This window comes from Acinetobacter sp. 797_lipA (assembly GCF_058243025.1).
On the sequence record NZ_JBZAYQ010000001.1, the window covers coordinates 1,469,223 to 1,485,705 of the forward strand.

At 42.7% G+C, this 16,483-nt stretch carries 13 protein-coding genes; 5 read left to right on the plus strand and 8 right to left on the minus strand.

The genetic code is table 11. The features are described 5' to 3' along the window. Positions 1–33: 33 nt before the first annotated feature. Together AC4CU2_RS07095 and AC4CU2_RS07100 are read right to left on the minus strand one after the other, a co-directional pair. Positions 34–735 (minus strand): glutamine amidotransferase, encoded by a 702-nt coding sequence (locus tag AC4CU2_RS07095; RefSeq protein WP_490768522.1) that lies wholly within the window; start codon positions 733–735, stop codon positions 34–36. Positions 736–851: 116 nt separating this feature from the next. After that, complete coding sequence (locus AC4CU2_RS07100) at positions 852–1,415, minus strand: TetR/AcrR family transcriptional regulator (protein WP_490768523.1); 564 nt, start codon at positions 1,413–1,415, stop codon at positions 852–854. A 94-nt stretch (positions 1,416–1,509) separates the two neighbouring features. Between AC4CU2_RS07100 and AC4CU2_RS07105 the strand changes: the two genes are divergently transcribed. After that, positions 1,510–2,277, plus strand: a complete 768-nt coding sequence (locus tag AC4CU2_RS07105; protein ID WP_490768524.1) for an SDR family oxidoreductase — start codon at positions 1,510–1,512, stop codon at positions 2,275–2,277. Between the two features lie 11 nt (positions 2,278–2,288). Then, positions 2,289–2,885: a 2-hydroxychromene-2-carboxylate isomerase gene (locus AC4CU2_RS07110; RefSeq protein ID WP_490768525.1), complete on the plus strand. Its 597-nt coding sequence runs from the start codon at positions 2,289–2,291 to the stop codon at positions 2,883–2,885. 66 nt (positions 2,886–2,951) lie between these two features. On the opposite strand, the gene eutC is transcribed toward AC4CU2_RS07110, so the two are convergent. From eutC to exaC, 4 genes are all read right to left on the minus strand, one after another. Further along, entirely contained in the window at positions 2,952–3,767 is an 816-nt protein-coding gene (eutC, locus tag AC4CU2_RS07115) for an ethanolamine ammonia-lyase subunit EutC (RefSeq protein ID WP_490768526.1), read from the minus strand. A gap of 10 nt (positions 3,768–3,777) precedes the next feature. Next, positions 3,778–5,163, minus strand: a complete 1,386-nt coding sequence (locus tag AC4CU2_RS07120) for an ethanolamine ammonia-lyase subunit EutB (RefSeq protein ID WP_490768527.1) — start codon at positions 5,161–5,163, stop codon at positions 3,778–3,780. 13 nt (positions 5,164–5,176) lie between these two features. Next, positions 5,177–6,622, minus strand: coding sequence for an ethanolamine permease (eat, locus tag AC4CU2_RS07125; protein WP_490768528.1), 1,446 nt, complete (start codon positions 6,620–6,622; stop codon positions 5,177–5,179). A 474-nt stretch (positions 6,623–7,096) separates the two neighbouring features. Further along, complete coding sequence (exaC, locus tag AC4CU2_RS07130; protein ID WP_205666762.1) at positions 7,097–8,608, minus strand: acetaldehyde dehydrogenase ExaC; 1,512 nt, start codon at positions 8,606–8,608, stop codon at positions 7,097–7,099. A 198-nt stretch (positions 8,609–8,806) separates the two neighbouring features. Here exaC and AC4CU2_RS07135 point away from each other — a divergent pair, with 198 nt between their 5' ends. Continuing rightward, positions 8,807–9,982 carry a helix-turn-helix domain-containing protein gene (locus tag AC4CU2_RS07135; RefSeq protein ID WP_490768529.1) on the plus strand — a complete coding sequence of 392 codons (1,176 nt, stop codon included), beginning with the start codon at positions 8,807–8,809 and terminating at the stop codon, positions 9,980–9,982. 29 nt (positions 9,983–10,011) lie between these two features. Here AC4CU2_RS07135 and AC4CU2_RS07140 read toward each other — a convergent pair whose 3' ends face one another. Together AC4CU2_RS07140 and mdh are read right to left on the minus strand one after the other, a co-directional pair. Continuing rightward, a complete protein-coding gene (locus AC4CU2_RS07140; protein WP_490768530.1) occupies positions 10,012–10,983 on the minus strand; it encodes an alpha/beta hydrolase in 972 nt (323 codons plus the stop codon). A 192-nt stretch (positions 10,984–11,175) separates the two neighbouring features. Continuing rightward, a complete protein-coding gene (gene mdh / locus AC4CU2_RS07145) occupies positions 11,176–12,387 on the minus strand; it encodes an iron-dependent methanol dehydrogenase (RefSeq protein ID WP_490768531.1) in 1,212 nt (403 codons plus the stop codon). A gap of 239 nt (positions 12,388–12,626) precedes the next feature. Between mdh and AC4CU2_RS07150 the strand changes: the two genes are divergently transcribed. Further along, positions 12,627–14,588, plus strand: a complete 1,962-nt coding sequence (locus tag AC4CU2_RS07150; RefSeq protein WP_490768532.1) for a hypothetical protein — start codon at positions 12,627–12,629, stop codon at positions 14,586–14,588. Positions 14,589–14,718: 130 nt separating this feature from the next. Beyond that, positions 14,719–16,434 (plus strand): AAA family ATPase, encoded by a 1,716-nt coding sequence (locus AC4CU2_RS07155; RefSeq protein ID WP_490768533.1) that lies wholly within the window; start codon positions 14,719–14,721, stop codon positions 16,432–16,434. The last annotated feature ends 49 nt before the right edge of the window (positions 16,435–16,483 follow it).

Consider the following 16,483-nt stretch of genomic DNA (forward strand, 5'->3'; position numbering starts at 1 on the left):
AAAAGATGCATTGAGCGGATTATGGCTGAATTGTTAAACCAGTGCTTTTAAATACGCTGTCAAAACTTGTCCAGAAACATATTCTAGTTGAGCTGCACAGCGTTGGTTGTCTGCACGCAATGCTGGAATGTTGATGTTCGCTTGACGAAGTTCAGCAGTATGCCCGATTAGCCATTTTTCTAAACCGTCTGCTGCGACTTCAGGATGGAACTGTAAGCCTAGAATAGTTTTGCCTACACGAAAAGCTTGGTTGGGATAAACTTCTGAGCTGGCCAACAGTTCAGCTTGAGCAGGGAGTTCAAAGGTGTCGCCATGCCAATGTAGCACTTCAGTTCCTACGAGTGCTTGTAGAGGGTTATGTTCAACGGTATTGAGCTGTAACTGACTCCAGCCAATTTCTTTGCTATGACCTGCATATACTTTTGCACCGAGCGCATGTGCAATCAACTGTGCCCCCAAGCAAATGCCTAAAGTCGGTAAATTCTTTTCTAAGCGAACTTTTAGTAAGTCTATTTCTTGTTGTAAGAAAGGGTAATCTTTAGTTTCATATACCGCAATCGGGCCACCTAAAATGACGGTTAGACCTGTGTAGTTTAACGCTTTAGCTAAGTCATCTTTGCCTGCTTCAAAATATCGTACCCGATAACCCAATTGATATAACACATCTTCCCATGCGCCCAAATCTTCAAAAGCAAGATGCTGAATCGCGTATATGGTATCGGGTAGTGTCGTCATAGCTGGCTCGTTCACAGGGGTTAAAGAAGTATAAAAATGTACAGGGAAATGCGTAGAAGTTGAAGGCAATAAATCAGAAAAGATGCAGAAAAAAACTATAAATTCAATCCAAGATTTTACTTGAGCTGTAGCATGTTCTTAATCATCCATTTGCTTGAGCTTAAAATTTCTCTTTGTAGATGTTCATCCGCCATGCTGCGCGCCATGACGATTGCACCGACCAGTTGACATAGTACCGCCCAAGCTTGTGTTTCACTGCCTAGATGTCGTGTAAAGAGTGCGTGACCGCGAAGCATTTCCTGTTGAAAACACAGTTTTGTTGTTTCACTACTACGTGCTACTTCGGCTGCAAGAGAGGGAATAACACAGCCTTGATCTGGGCGTTGCACATGAGACAGCGCTAAATAACGTTCAAGTTCGAAGTCAATCCACTCTTCGAGGTTGTCATGCGGATTGGCTTGCCATGCTTGAAAGCTATGTTGTAACTCGGACTGGATCAGTGCTTCAAACAATTCATGTTTTGATGAAAAATGCGAATAAAAAGCACCGCTGGTCATTTGAGCCGCTTTCATAAAACCGTCGACACCCGTATTGGCAAAGCCTTGCTTCTTGGCCAGTTGAGCACTGATTTTAAGCAGCTCTTGACGTTTTTCTTCTTTATAGCCTGTTTTATAGCGCATAGGAGTTTCATCAAAATAAAATTGACTGATGCTGAAAACTATAACATAGTGATCGTTATGATAACGATCGTTATTTTATAAAGGGAGTGTATTTATGGATGGATTACAGCCAGAACAGCAGTTGCAAAAGGCTGATGCTAAAAAGAAAGTCGCGTTAGTGATTGGCGCAGGAGATGCTACAGGGGGTGAAATTGCGAAACGTTTTGCGCGTGGTGGATACATCGCCTGCATGACGCGAAGAAATGCCGAAAAACTCCAGCCCTTAATTACAGAGATAGAAGCTGAAGGTGGCCTTGCATATGGTTTTGCTTCTGATGCACGTAAAGAAGAGCAAGTCATCGCTTTGGTAGAGGAAATTGAAGCCAATATTGGTGAAATCGATGTTTTAGTGTTTAACATTGGGGCGAATGTGCCATGTAGTATTTTAGAAGAAACTGCACGTAAGTATTTTAAAATTTGGGAAATGGCTTGCTTCGGTGCGTTTTTGACAGGGCGTGAAGTGGCGAAGCGTATGGTCGTGCGTGAACATGGGAGCATTATTTTCACGGGTGCAACCGCAGGCATAAGAGGTGCAGCAAACTTTGCCGCTTTTGCAGGGGCGAAACATGCACTGCGTGCCTTAGCGCAAAGTATGGCACGTGAGCTCGGCCCGAAAAATATTCATGTGGCACACGTGGTGGTGGATGGGGCAATTGATACTGATTTTATTAAAGACACTTTTCCTGAAATGTACGCGCGTAAAGAACAGGATGGCATATTAAATCCCGTGCATATTGCAGAAAATTATTGGCATTTGTCGCAGCAACCGCGCGATGCATGGACGCATGAGTTAGATTTAAGACCTTGGATGGAAACGTGGTAAAAGGACAAAGCATGAAAAGCGTAGAATTTTATTTTGATTTGGGCAGCCCATATAGCTATTTGGCCTACTATCGTTTACTGCAAATGGCAGAGCGGCAAGAGATTCAGATTGTGTATAAGCCTATTTTACTGGGCGGGGTGTTTAAAGCAACAGGCAATCGTAGTCCAATAGAGATTCCTGTCAAAGGGGTTTATTCAATCTTAGATATGCAGCGTTGGGCGGAGTATTACCATATCCCAATGCAAATGAATCCGCATTTTCCGATGAATACTTTAACCCTAATGAGGATTTTGACAGGCGTTCAATTGTTGCATCTAGAAAAGTTTGAGCAAGTTTTGAAACTGTTATTCGATGCGATATTTGGTACACCACAAAATCTGAATGAACCTACTGTCTTGGCAGAAGTGCTAAAACCAAGTGACTTTTCTGTAGAAGATATTATGAGTATGGTTCAGTCGGAGGTGGTGAAACAAAAACTGATCACTGAAACAGAACAGGCCATTCAACGTGGCATTTTCGGCGCACCGACATTCTTTGTGGGTGATGAAATGTATTGGGGCCAAGATCGCCTACATTTTGTAGAACAAGCGCTAAACAAAACTAGCTAAAAAACTTAAGTTAACAGAACATGCTATTTAGGATTAGCCGTAAAATTACGGCTGATCTGCTTGAATTTAAAATAAACGCTTAGGGGTATGTTCCGTGTCTAGATTCACCATTTCATGTTCATCTTTTAAGTCTACACCTGAGTAGCCGAGTTTCTTAGAGCCACGCATGAGAGACATTAGCCGTTGTACTGCAACAGGAATGCTTAAGCCCGCAGGTCGAACATTTGAAATACAGTTGCGTTTAGCATCCAAAGTGCCTGAGGCTGCTTTCCATGTATAGTAAATGCCCATACTATCCGGTGAGCTTAGGCCAGGCCTTTCGCCAATCAGCATCACGAGCATAGTCGCGTGTAGGCACTCTGCGACTGGATCACCCAAAGCGACTCGGCTTCCAGTAGCAATCACCATCGGTGTAATGCTCCAGTTTTCCGCTTGCAGATGTGAGATCAAATGCTGAATAAAAGGTACCGCATTTTCTTCAATCGCCCGTGCAGACAGTCCATCACCAATCACAATACAGACATCATAGTTTTGCGGGTTACTGGCTTTAAAAACTTCTAAGCCATGTTGTGACGCTGGACTTAACAGGCGACCTAGATCGGGACGTTTTAAGTATTCTTGTTTGTTTTCAGCTTGACTGTGTACCGTCAGACTATCCAAACCTAGTGTATTAAAACTCGCAACTAAGTGATCGACATTTAAAGCTTGATGTACCGCATCTTGCGCTTCCGCATGCGCCAGTTGAAACTTCAGCAGTTCATGGGTCGGGATGCTACAACCAGCGCGACCAATGGCGATACGAGCATCGGTAAATTTCTTTAAGTTTTCCCAAACATCCTGATGCTGTTTAGATTGATAGTTTTCTAGAGGAACAAGTGACATAAGCTGCTCCTTATATATGTAGAAGTTTTTCAAATTGTGGCGGAATATGTTCCGGCCAGAGAATGTGCTGCTGCTGTTGTTTAAAGATGCCTTGTTCTGCCAACCACAGATCAAACTCAGGTGCTGCTTTTAAGCCCAAAAGTTGCCTTAAATACAGTGCATCATGAAATGACGTGGTTTGATAGTTCAGCATGACGTCATCCGAACCCGGAATGCCCATAATAAAGTTCAAACCTGCTGCACCGAATAGGGTGAGTAGTACATCCATGTCATTTTGGTCGGCATCGGCATGGTTGGTATAGCAAATGTCACAGCCCATAGGTAAGCCTAGGAGCTTTCCACAAAAATGGTCTTCCAAGCCTGCACGGATAATTTGTTTACCATTGTATAAATACTCTGGGCCAATAAACCCAACCACAGTATTTACCAGTAGTGGGTTAAATTTACGAGCCACAGCATAGGCACGGACTTCTAAGGTTTGTTGATCTACACCGTGATGTGCATTACTAGATAAAGCACTGCCTTGACCTGTTTCAAAATACATCACATTTTGTCCCACAGTCCCACGCTTGAGAGCCAGTGTTGCTTCATAGCCTTCACGTAATAATTCAAGGTTAATGCCGAATCCTTCATTGGCGCGCTGTGTGCCTGCAATCGATTGAAACATTAAATCAATCGGCACATTTTTCTCAGCCAGTTGAATCCCCGAACTGATATGGGTTAGCACACAAGATTGGGTTGGAATTTGATGCTCTTGGATCACATGATTGAGTAGTTTGAGCAGCTCCGATAAATTTTGTAGGTTATCGGTTGCAGGGTTAATCCCAATGACGGCATCACCATTGCCATACATCAAACCATCCAAAATACTGGCCGATATACCCAAGAGATCATCGGTCGGATGATTGGGTTGTAAACGTGTTGAGAGATGGCCTTTTAAACCAATGGTGTTGCGAAATTGGGTGATGACTTCACATTTATGCGCAACCAAGATGAGGTCTTGATTGCGCATAATTTTACTCACCGCAGCCACCATTTCAGGGGTTAAGCCGAGGGCAAGTTGTTGTAATTTCTGCGTAGTCGCATCTTCACTGAGTAGCCAGTTACGAAAGTCTCCTACGGTAAAATGTGAAATCGGCGCAAATAAATCACTACGGTGCTCATCGATAATCAGGCGGGTTATTTCATCCTGTTCATAGTCGATCAGCGCTTCAGTTAAAAACTGTTTCAATGGAATATCGGCCAATGCCATTTGTGCGGCAACACGTTCAGTGGCATTTTCCGCCGCAACACCTGCAAGTTGATCACCTGAGCGCAGCGGGGTTGCTTTTGCCATTAAAGTTTTTAAATCGTTAAACACATAGTGCTGATGTCCAATCAACGTTTTATAAGCCATGTCATAGATCCTTCTATAAGTCTTGTTCGGCCTTACGAATACTTTCAAATTCTTCTTCAGGTGTACCTTGAACGAGTCGATGGCGACTATGGAAAATAAAGTAGGCAATAAAGACCGCATAAATAGCAGCAGCCATAAACCAAACTTTAGGATCCACCACAAAACCAGCAATCACCGCAATACTGGCTAAAACCAAAGCAATCGAGGAGGTGACAATCCCACCTGGAGTTTTATAGGGGCGATGTAACTCTGGACGGCTGATACGCAGTTTAATGTGAGAAAGCATCATCAAGACATAAGAAATGGTCGCACCAAATACCGCCATCAGGATGAGCAGATCACCTTCACCTGTCAGAGACAATAAAAAGCCAATGATGCCGGGAATAATAATCGCTAAATAGGGCGCTTTGTTTTTATTGGTCAGTGATAATGAGGTCGGTAAATAACCCGCACGGGATAAGGCGAAAATTTGACGTGAATAGGCATAAATGATAGAGAAGAAACTCGCAATTAAACCTGCTAGACCGACAAAATTGACAAAACTGCCTAACCAACTGTTTTGACCATAGACGGCTACCAGTGCATCAACTAAAGGTGCGCCTGATTCTTTAAGTTGTTCTGCGCCAGCAGCACCAGCACCTAAGAACAGAATAAGTAGGGCAAAAGCGGCTAAAATCAGCATTGAACCGATCAAACCCCGTGGTAAGGATTTGGATGGATCTTTGGCTTCTTCAGCTGCCAGTGGCACACCTTCCACTGCTAAAAAAAACCAAATCGCATAAGGCACTGCCGCCCAAATACCGATATAACCCATCGGTAGGAAGCTACTTGCACCGATATTTTCAGTCGGTGCGATGTTAAATAAGTTGGCGCTGTTAAAATGTGGTGCCATTGCGATGATAAAGACAAAAAGGGCTAGGGCTGCAATGGCGGTAATGACAAACATGATCTTGAGGGCTTCACCTGCACCTTTAAGATGAATACCCATAAAAACCAGATAGCAGATGAGATAAATGATCCATCCACCGATACCAAATAAGGACTCACAGTAGGCACCAATAAAGCATGCGATAGCCGCAGGAGCGATGGCGTATTCAATTAAAATCGCCGTGCCTGTGAGATAGCCGCCAAATGGACCAAATGCGGTACGCGCAAAGCTATAGCCACCTCCCGCAGTGGGCAGCATGGTGGCCATTTCAGACATCGACAGGCACATGCATAAGTACATGATGGCTACGACAACCGTTGCGATAAACATACCGCCCCAGCCACCTTGAGCAAGACCGAAGTTCCAGCCAGCAAAGTCGCCTGAAATGACATAAGCCACGCCTAAACCGACTAATAATAGCCAGCCTACAGCACCTTGTTTCAGTTGCCTTTTTTCAAAATAGTCGTCAGATGTGCTTACTGTTGAAGTAGAGAGCGGAGTCGTTGAGCTGTTAATGGGAGAATCTGTCATGTGAAGCTCCATATCTTGAGTTTTTATAGATGGCTTGATGGATGCAATATTTATGCAATTTCAGTACCAAGCGACTAGACGTCCTGTCTAATATTTATATGACACAGTTTTGAATTATTGTTTTGATGTTTGATGTTTGATGTTTGATGTTTGATGTTTGATGTTTGATGTTTGATGTTTGATGTTTGATGTTTGATGTTTGATGTTTGATGTTTGATGTTTGATGTTTGATGTTTGATGTTTGATGTTTGATGTTTGATGTTTGATGTTTGATGTTTGATGTTTGATGTTTGATGTTTGATGTTTGATGTTTGATGTTTGATGTTTGATGTTTGATGTTTGATGTTTGATGTTTGATGTTTGATGTTTGATGTTTGATGTTTGATGTTTGATGTTTGATGTTTGATGGAGAAATGTTTAGGGTAACGAATCACCCTAAACACATAGAGAACAGAATACGAATAAGCTAAGTACTTAGAAGAAGCCCATAGGCTTGGTTGCATAGCTCACAAGTAAGTTTTTAGTTTGTTGGTAATGATCAAGCATCATTTTATGGTTTTCACGACCAATCCCTGACTTTTTATAGCCACCGAAAGCGGCATGTGCAGGGTAGATGTGGTAACAGTTGGTCCAAACGCGACCCGATTGAATTGCACGACCTGCGCGGTAAGAGGTATGTGCTGAACGTGACCATACACCAGCGCCTAAACCATAAATAGTGTCGTTGGCAATTTTAATTGCATCGTCAAAGTCTTTGAATGTTGCCACTGAAAGTACAGGCCCAAAAATTTCTTCTTGGAAAATTTTCATGTCATTGGTGCCTTTGAAAATGGTTGGTTCAATATAGAAACCAGAACCCACTTCATTACGCTCACTACCACCTGTTAGTACTTGTGCACCTTCACCGCGACCTGTTGCGATACAACCCAAGATTTTCTCTTGTTGTTCAAGTGAAGCTTGCGCACCAATCATCGTTTCTGTATCGAGCGGGTGACCCGTTTTAATGCGTTTTACACGTTCAACTGCCATTTCAAGGAATTTATCCGCAATGCTTTCTTGAACTAAAGCGCGCGATGGGCACGTACAGATTTCACCTTGGTTAAGAGCAAACATAGCAAAGCCTTCGAGTGCTTTGTCTAGGTAGTCGTCATCTTGCGCCATAACATCTTCAAAGAAAATATTTGGAGATTTACCACCAAGCTCCAAAGTCACTGGAATGATGTTTTCAGTGGCGTATTGCATGATCATTTGACCCACAGCAGTAGAGCCAGTGAATGCAATTTTAGCAATACGTGGATTGGTTGCGAGTGGGCGACCAACTTCTACGCCGTAACCATTGACTACGTTTAGTACGCCTGCAGGCAATAAATCTTGAATGAGTTCAATTAAAACCAAAATGCTCGCAGGGGTTTGTTCTGCAGGTTTAAGTACAATACAGTTACCCGCAGCCAAAGCAGGAGCAATTTTCCATGTTGCCATCAAAATTGGGAAGTTCCATGGAATGATTTGTCCTACCACGCCTAATGGTTCATGGAAGTGATAGGCAATGGTATCTTCATCAATTTCAGAAATGCCACCTTCTTGCGCACGGATACAACCTGCGAAATAGCGGAAATGGTCAATGGCTAAAGGAATGTCCGCTGCAAGTGTTTCACGAATCGGTTTACCGTTATCCCATGTTTCAGCCACAGCCAATTTTTCTAGATTTTGTTCTAGACGATCTGCAATTTTAAGGAGTAAATTTGAACGTGTAGTTGGAGAAGATTTGTTCCATTGTTCTTTGGCTTTATGCGCAGCATCAAGTGCAAGTTCGATGTCTTCGACAGATGAGCGAGGGACTTTTGTAAAAACTTTACCGTCGACAGGGGAGATATTTTCAAAGTATTCACCTTTTACTGGAGCAACCCACTCGCCACCAATAAAGTTGTCATACTGTGCTTTAAATTCTACTTTAGAACCAGATTGGTTAGGGTCTACATAGCGCATATTGAAGTTCCTTTGCTTATTGATTTTTTAAAAGCATCTACAGCTTTGGTATAAGGTACATCTGTACAATATTTAAGTAGCATAACTAATATAAGGTTGGAAAAAGGTTGGAAGGAAGGAGGTTTACAAGCCTTTGACAAATGTTTACAACCAAGTAATACAGTGGACGTATATCAGGAATTGTTTTGAGAATAAGGAATGATGGCAATGCAACATTTAATACAGAAAAGACAAGAAATAGAAAAGCTTAGAACCAGCAGCAGTATTTCGACGGTACAAGCTGAACAACTGGGAAAAAGTATTGCAAGTTCATGGCAGCGCTCTAACTCCGCAGAAATTCCAAAAGATCGCTTTGCTGCGCCCATTTCTGAATGTTCTATGTCACAAGGTTCAGCGCTACAGCATGCTTTAAGTTATTGTGCAGATGAACTGAGACACATTGCACAGCAGTCTTCGATGGTGGTGGCTGTAGGCGATATTGGTAGTACGATTATTTGGAGTGCGTCCAGCAGACAAATGCGTAATGCGGCAGAAAGTGTACATTTTGTTGAAGGCGGGCAATGGCGAGAGGAATTGGTGGGGACCAATGCGTTGGCCTTGTCCTTAAAAACGCAACAGTCCAGTTGTGTCTTTTCAAATGAACACTACATGAGCTCCATCCATGATTGGGTCTGTTATGCTGCACCGATCATCGACCCTTACTCAAAACACGTTCTTGGGGTAATTGATTTATCCACCACATGGAAAAACCACAATAGCCTTGGTCTACTCGCAGCAGAGCGCTGTGCATCTATCATTCAAACGGCACTGTTAGAATACCAGCGTCAACAGTTGTATATCCGTGCTTTTGGTGTTCCACAAGTACATTTCAATGGCAAAGTGATGGTCCTCACACCGCGGCAAATTGAAATTTTGACCATCTTGGCGCTGTGCCCACAGGGCATGACTTTAGACACTTTGCATCAGGCTTTATATGGTGAGCGCAAGGTGAGTGTGGGAACACTTAAGGCCGAAATGTCACAATTGCGTGACTTGCTCGGTGGAATGTTGGGATCTCGTCCCTATCGAATTTTGGCGCATATTGAGGCCGATTTTTTACAAGCTGAGCAGGCCTTAGATGCTGCGTATATCGAGACCGCATTGAAGCTGTGTTCAGGTGTTTTACTGCCTAAAACAGAAAGTCCATTTCTATGTGCATGGCGCGACTGTTTGGAGTCACGTTTAAGCAGTGTGATTTTTAAAGCCAATGAAACTGATATGTTGTTTAAACATGTCGCGCGTTACCCAGAGGCGATTGATGCCGTTGAGCGACTCATTGAGCTGACACCGGATGGGCATCCTGCGCATCAGCTACTTGAGAAATATAAAATTTAAAAATTCTTAATTGTGTTGGAAAGGTGTAGTTACACTATTTTTTGCTCGAGCCACTGGAACAGCTCAGCATAGACTTCGGCACGAACTTCAGGTGCGGAGAGGACTAAGTCGTGTAAACCATTTTGAATGGTCACGACAGTGACGTCACCTTGTAAATTTTTGGCCTGCTTTTCAATGTCTTTAACATCTAAAATCACATCACTGGTTTGCGCGGCTACTCCCCATTTCTTTGGGTTGAGCGTTTGATGTGAATGCATGATGAGTGCGGGGATAGAGAGCTTCAAACCACCACGATGAATTTCTTTCTGCGCTTCATGGATTGCACGTACAAAGCTGATTCGAACCATAGAATAGCTTGGTTGTTTCCATTCCAAATCAAAGTTCCATTCACCATGCTCGTTTTGATGTAGGCTCGGTACATACCATTTATTCAGTTCACTTGGAAACTTGAGGTCAGGAAAATGCTTTGCGAGTCGACTGAGCTGCGGCACGCCAAGTTTGCGCTTAATGGGATGCATATTAAAATCATAAAAAGGGCTATTGGCCCACAGTGCTTTGATCAGCGGATGCTTAGGATTGTGCGCAGCGTATAAAGTCGTGATTAAGCCACCGGTAGAGTGCCCTGCAAGTAGCACCGCAGTATGGCCTTCATTTCCAATGATCTCTAAGGCTTGGGTAATTTCAGCATCGTATTCACTGAGATCACGGACGTTGTAGTATTTTTGATGGCTCAAGTGAGAACGACCATATTTTCTTAAATCGAGCGCATAAAAATCATAACCATGCTGATTAAATTGTTCAGCCATTTCGGTTTGGAAAAAGTAGTCAATAAAACCATGGATATATAGCACAGCTTTTTGAGTATTTTGTGAGGCTTTTTTACGTACGAGGGTTGCGCAGACTGTACCTTCATAATCGTCTGGAAAACTGAGTTTTAATTGTTCATAGCCTTCGCCGAGGACATCAGGTGTATACGCAGGATGAGTTTGATTTGCTGACATAATTTGCTCTGGTTGTTATTGTCATGAGTTTTCTTATCCTTGATGAAGTGCAAAATTTTGTCAACCACAAATAAAAAAAGACAATTTAAGTGCACAGGTAAGCAAGGATTAGGCTTACCTGAATGAAACAGTATGGACGTCTGTTTCATTCCACTTAAATTGTCAAAGCAAACTAAAAGTTAAGGAGAGAACTTAGACCGCTGCTTTAAAATCGACCACTGAAGCACCAGATTTGAGTGCAGCTTTGAAGATGTCGACCACTTGAGCATGGTTTGCTTTACGTGGGTTAGTCAGCATGCAGGCATCTTTTTGCGCATTTTCAGACATAACACCCAAATCTTGCTCTTTCACACCCAGTTCAGACAAACTTGATGGAATACCAATCGATGCAGATAATTCGCGAATCGCGTCAATGGCAGCATATCCAGCTTCTGTCACAGATAAGCCTGTGGTGTTAACTCCCATCAGTTCAGCAATACGTGCATAACGGTCAGGGCAGGCAATTAAGTTAAACTCACAGACGTGTGGAAGTAGGACTGCATTACATACGCCGTGAGGTAGGTTATAGAAGCCACCGAGTTGGTGTGCCATCGCATGGACATAACCTAGAGATGCATTGTTAAATGCCATACCTGCTAAATATTGTGCATAACTCATGGCATCACGCGCTTCTAAGTTTTCACCGTTCGCAACGGCTGGACTTAACCATTCGCTAATCATCGAAATGGCTTTTTCAGCACAGGCATCAGTGATTGGGTTTGCTGCTGTTGAAACATAGGCTTCTACTGCATGGGTTAATGCATCCATACCCGTTGCTGCCGTTAAACTTGCAGGTTTTGCAATCATCAGTTTAGGGTCATCAATTGCAATCAGTGGAGTGCAGCGCCAGTCCACAATTGCCATTTTTACATGGGTATCTGTATTGGTAATAATACAGAAGCGTGTCATTTCTGATGCTGTACCTGCCGTGGTGTTGATGGCAATAAGAGGGGTCATTGGAACCGTACTTTTATCAATTCCTTCGTAGTCACGAATATGACCACCACCTGCAGTCACGAGTCCAATACCTTTAGCACAGTCATGCGAAGAACCACCACCTAATGACACAATAAAGTCACAACCTTGTTCGTTATACGCAGTCACGCCGTTGTGGACATTGATGTCAGTTGGGTTCGGTTCTGCACCTGGGAAGATGTGGCTATCAACACCTGCATCTTTGAGATATCCTGCAATGGTGTCGGCTACGCCAAATTTAAATAAACCTGCGTCGGTCACAATCAGTGCTTTCTTTGCACCGAGGTTTTGTGCTTTACCACCAATTTCTTTGGCACAGCCTGGGCCAAAAAGTGAAACACAAGGGATATAAAAACCGTTTGTTTGATCTGCAATATTTTTAAAAGCCATGGTGCGATTCCTTCTACCATTATTTATGTTGTTATCGGTGCTCATTACCGTTTTTAGAGTATTGAATGATTCCAAAAACTTGTGTACCTACCAAATACCTACCATGAGTAAGGGAATGAGGAAAAATGGCTTCACCGAACAAAATGGCTATCGATAAAAGGCATAGCCTGTGGTTCAGGATTTGTTTATATTGGTTTTGAAGTTGTGGTGAAAATAGCCAAATTCAAAGAGGAAAAGCCGTGGAGCAAAACGATAAGCTTAAGCAACATCAAAGTCTTGCTATACAGTTAAGACAAGTTGTTCCGAGTATTCAGCAGCTTTATCACGAGCAGGCCGCTTTTCTTTCCACACTCAATGTGCAAAACGTTTTAAGTGTCGACGTAAAACAACAACGGATTCAAATTTTAAATCATTGTTTTCATATTCAGTTTTATACACCGACGGAACAGGCGGAGCTGTGTGTTCCACAGTTTATCTATCAAGGGCACTATGCGGAAGCACTCGAAGAGTTTTGTTTACACGACATTGTGTTTTTAGTGGGTGATCAATCCCCACAACATTCTTTGTATTTGCGCAATAAAGTTAAACAGCTGCGTCAGCTGATTCTACAACAGGTGTTTGTTTTGTTCGATGGACCGAGTCGCGTGCACATGATTTTGCCTGAAATACGGGAAACACAATCAGAACTCTTTCAACAGTTATGCCAGCAAGTTGAATTCAATACAGCTGATCCAGCTTCTGAGCGAAGTTTGCTGGCCGAGTTGCAGCGCTTATGTAACTTAGATGCAGATCAGGCGGAAGATATTTTACCGCTACAGTCTTTGATGAGTAGTTATGACGAGCTGTGTTGTAGTGCTAGTCAACTCTTAGATCCGTATGTTTATCGCATTGTACAAACGGCATTTCCTGAACGGTTTTCTTTACAAGAGTTGGTGGATCATACGCATGACATTCACTTGTTATATCCGCATGCTAAAGAGCAGCCCAATATGCTTGGCTTTGTGCGGCTTATGCATCGGGATCTTTGGACATCGCGTGATTTGTTGGCAAAGCGCCATTTTTTAAAAACTGAGACCAAGACATGGCAAAAGAAGGTCGCCAAACTCCCGATTTTTGATGAAAGCCGTACCGTAAATTGGTTATTCAAACAAAAAGCGGTGGTGACAGACTGGGTGAGTCAAAATATTCAGCACAGTAGTATACGCGTTGCCGTAACGGCTTTAAGTTATCTCGATACGCAGTCTTATCATCCTGAAATTATTGTCACGACTTTAAAGTACTTCCAACATGTCGCGGCGCGTTTATTTATACAAAGTTGCTATGAACATGCCTTACAACAGCATTGGTTTGAGCTGGAGGCCAACCAGCATGTGGTCTTAAAAAATAGACGCCAAGATATGGATGATCAGCGTATAGCGATCAGCCCGTCTATTTTGTATTTAGATGAATGGCTCGAACTGCTACGCCGTGTGGTAGAACAGCAGCCCGAATGGGGGAAACGGGTATACACAAAATTGAGTCGCATAATGCAGGCCTATATTCAACATCTAGATAAAATTGCGCAGAAACTCCCAGAAGACTTAGTGATTTATTTTAGCGAAGATAAGCAACAACACCGTGATTTTTATCTTCAGTTAAAGCAACATAAACTGCATATTGAAAGCTTTCGACAGTTGTTTTATTTAAATCGGCCGCCTTTACGAGTTTCGGTGTTTGATGCTTATGTGCGCGATTATTTGCCTGAACATTTTGAGACGCAAAAGGAGGTTTTAAAAAATGTCACATGGAAGAGCCTATTTCATCAGGCTGTGCAGTGGCATGATCAATTGCATAGCCAAGAGCTACTTGCGGAGCTGAAACGAAAGCTTGGTTATGTCTCATGGCAACCGATCAGCCATGAAGCTTATTATTTTATTGAGAGTTGGGTGCTTGAGGAGCTCAAAGATATTGATCGCATCATTGCTGAGTCACGTCGCTTTCAACATTGTTTAGCAGCCAGTTTTGCTGAGCGAATTATCGTTCGTGAATATGCTGCATTTCATATGAGTCATACCGACGCACAGCGGCACTTGACGCTCGGTTGTCACTATATTGCAGGACAACTGTTATTTGATCAGCTTGAATATCCAAATAACCAAAAAGCACTACCCGATGATGTTGTCGTCGCTGAACAATTCATTGTCATGCTGAACCAAAACTAATAACCCAGCTCTTAAAATTAAACAACAATGGACCTAATTTGTCGCACATCATTTACTGTGTGACGAGATCTGCTTAACTTTTTAGCAAAAACTCGGTAGGCTATAGCCGTTCATCAATGGTATAGGTCTTATGAAGCAAGAAACTGCACTCAAACTCTTAAAAGCGGGCGAAAATGTCTTTTTAACCGGTTCCGCTGGTGCAGGAAAAACCTATACGCTGAACCAATACATTAACTATTTAAAAGCTCGTAAAGTGCCTGTGGCGATTACAGCTTCTACAGGTATTGCCGCAACGCATATGAATGGCATGACCATTCATACTTGGGCCGGTATAGGGATTAAAGATGCGTTGGGGGAAGATGAACTCAAACGCATGAAAGAACGTAAATACTTAAAAGAGCATTTAGAAAATGCCCAAGTTTTAATCATCGATGAAATTTCGATGTTACATGCCAAGCAACTCAATTTGGTCAATAAAGTCCTTAAGTTCTTTAAAGAAAGTGAAGAGCCATTTGGCGGGATTCAAGTGATTGTTGCAGGTGATTTCTTCCAGTTACCGCCAGTTGGTAAAAATGAAGAACGCAACCGCGATAAATTCTGTTTTATGTCTGATGCTTGGGTCGAAGCCAAGTTTCGTGTGTGTTATTTGACCGAGCAGCACCGTCAGGGCAATGATTATCTCAATGATATTCTAAACGCCATCCGCAGTCAGAGTATTAACTCTCAGCACTTGCAGGCTTTACAAGCTACACGTCAGCAAGATATTGGGGAAATCTTTACACGTCTATATACGCATAATATGGACGTGGACACCATCAACTTCAAACATCTGAATGAAATTGAAAATGAAGGTCGACAGTTTGAGGCAGTGTGTGATGGCAATGACAAGCTTATTGAAACCTTAAAGTCTTCTGTGCGTGCACCTGAAAACCTAACCCTCAAAAAAAATGCCAAAGTGATGTTTGTAAAGAACAACTTCGATGTGGGCTATATCAACGGTAGCTTAGGCGAAGTGGTGGGCTTTGAAGAAGATGATGACTTTGGGATCTTGCCGAAGGTCAAACTGACTGATGGTACGGTACTGGTGGTTGAGCCTGAAACCTGGTCAGTGGACAATGATGCGGGGAAAACCATTGCCAGTTTTCAGCAAATTCCATTGCGTTTGGCATGGGCCATTACTATTCACAAGTCACAAGGGATGACTTTAGCTGCAGCAGAAATTAATCTTAGTCATACTTTTGAAAAAGGACAGGGCTATGTGGCTTTGTCGCGCTTAAAGAGTTTGGAAGGTTTAAGGTTGTTAGGTTTTAATGAACAAGCGTTGGAGTTAGACAGTCTTGCCATTAAAGCAGACCGCCGCTTCCAAGAACTGTCCGATGAAGCCGAGACTCACTTTGAGGCCATTGATCTTGAGCCACAACACAAGGCATTTATTCGTCACTGCGGTGGAACGCTCAATGAAATTGAGATTGAGCGTAATGAAAAGAAAATTGCCCGTAATGCAGGTAAAGCCAACTATGCTTCTGCAACACTCGATGAAACACGTGAATTGTTTGAAGGTGGTTATGAAATTGCAGATATCGCACAAGAGCGCGGTTTGACAGCTGCAACTATTATCAACCATTTGGCAAAACTACACAAAGAGCAAGGCCTAGATATTTCCGTAGCACATCCTGGAGAAGAAGTGGTGGAGCAAGTGCGGAAAATTTATAAACGCTTAATGAAGCGTCAGCAAACAGAACACTTTAGCGAAGATGGTGCGATTAAGCTTCGTCCAATTGTGGAACTGACAAATCCACGTATGGGCTATGACCAAGTTCGTTTAGCGCTGTTATATATTGAATAACATCTTAAAACTAGGGCATTTCGCGCAGAAATTTCTTACTTACTTTGCC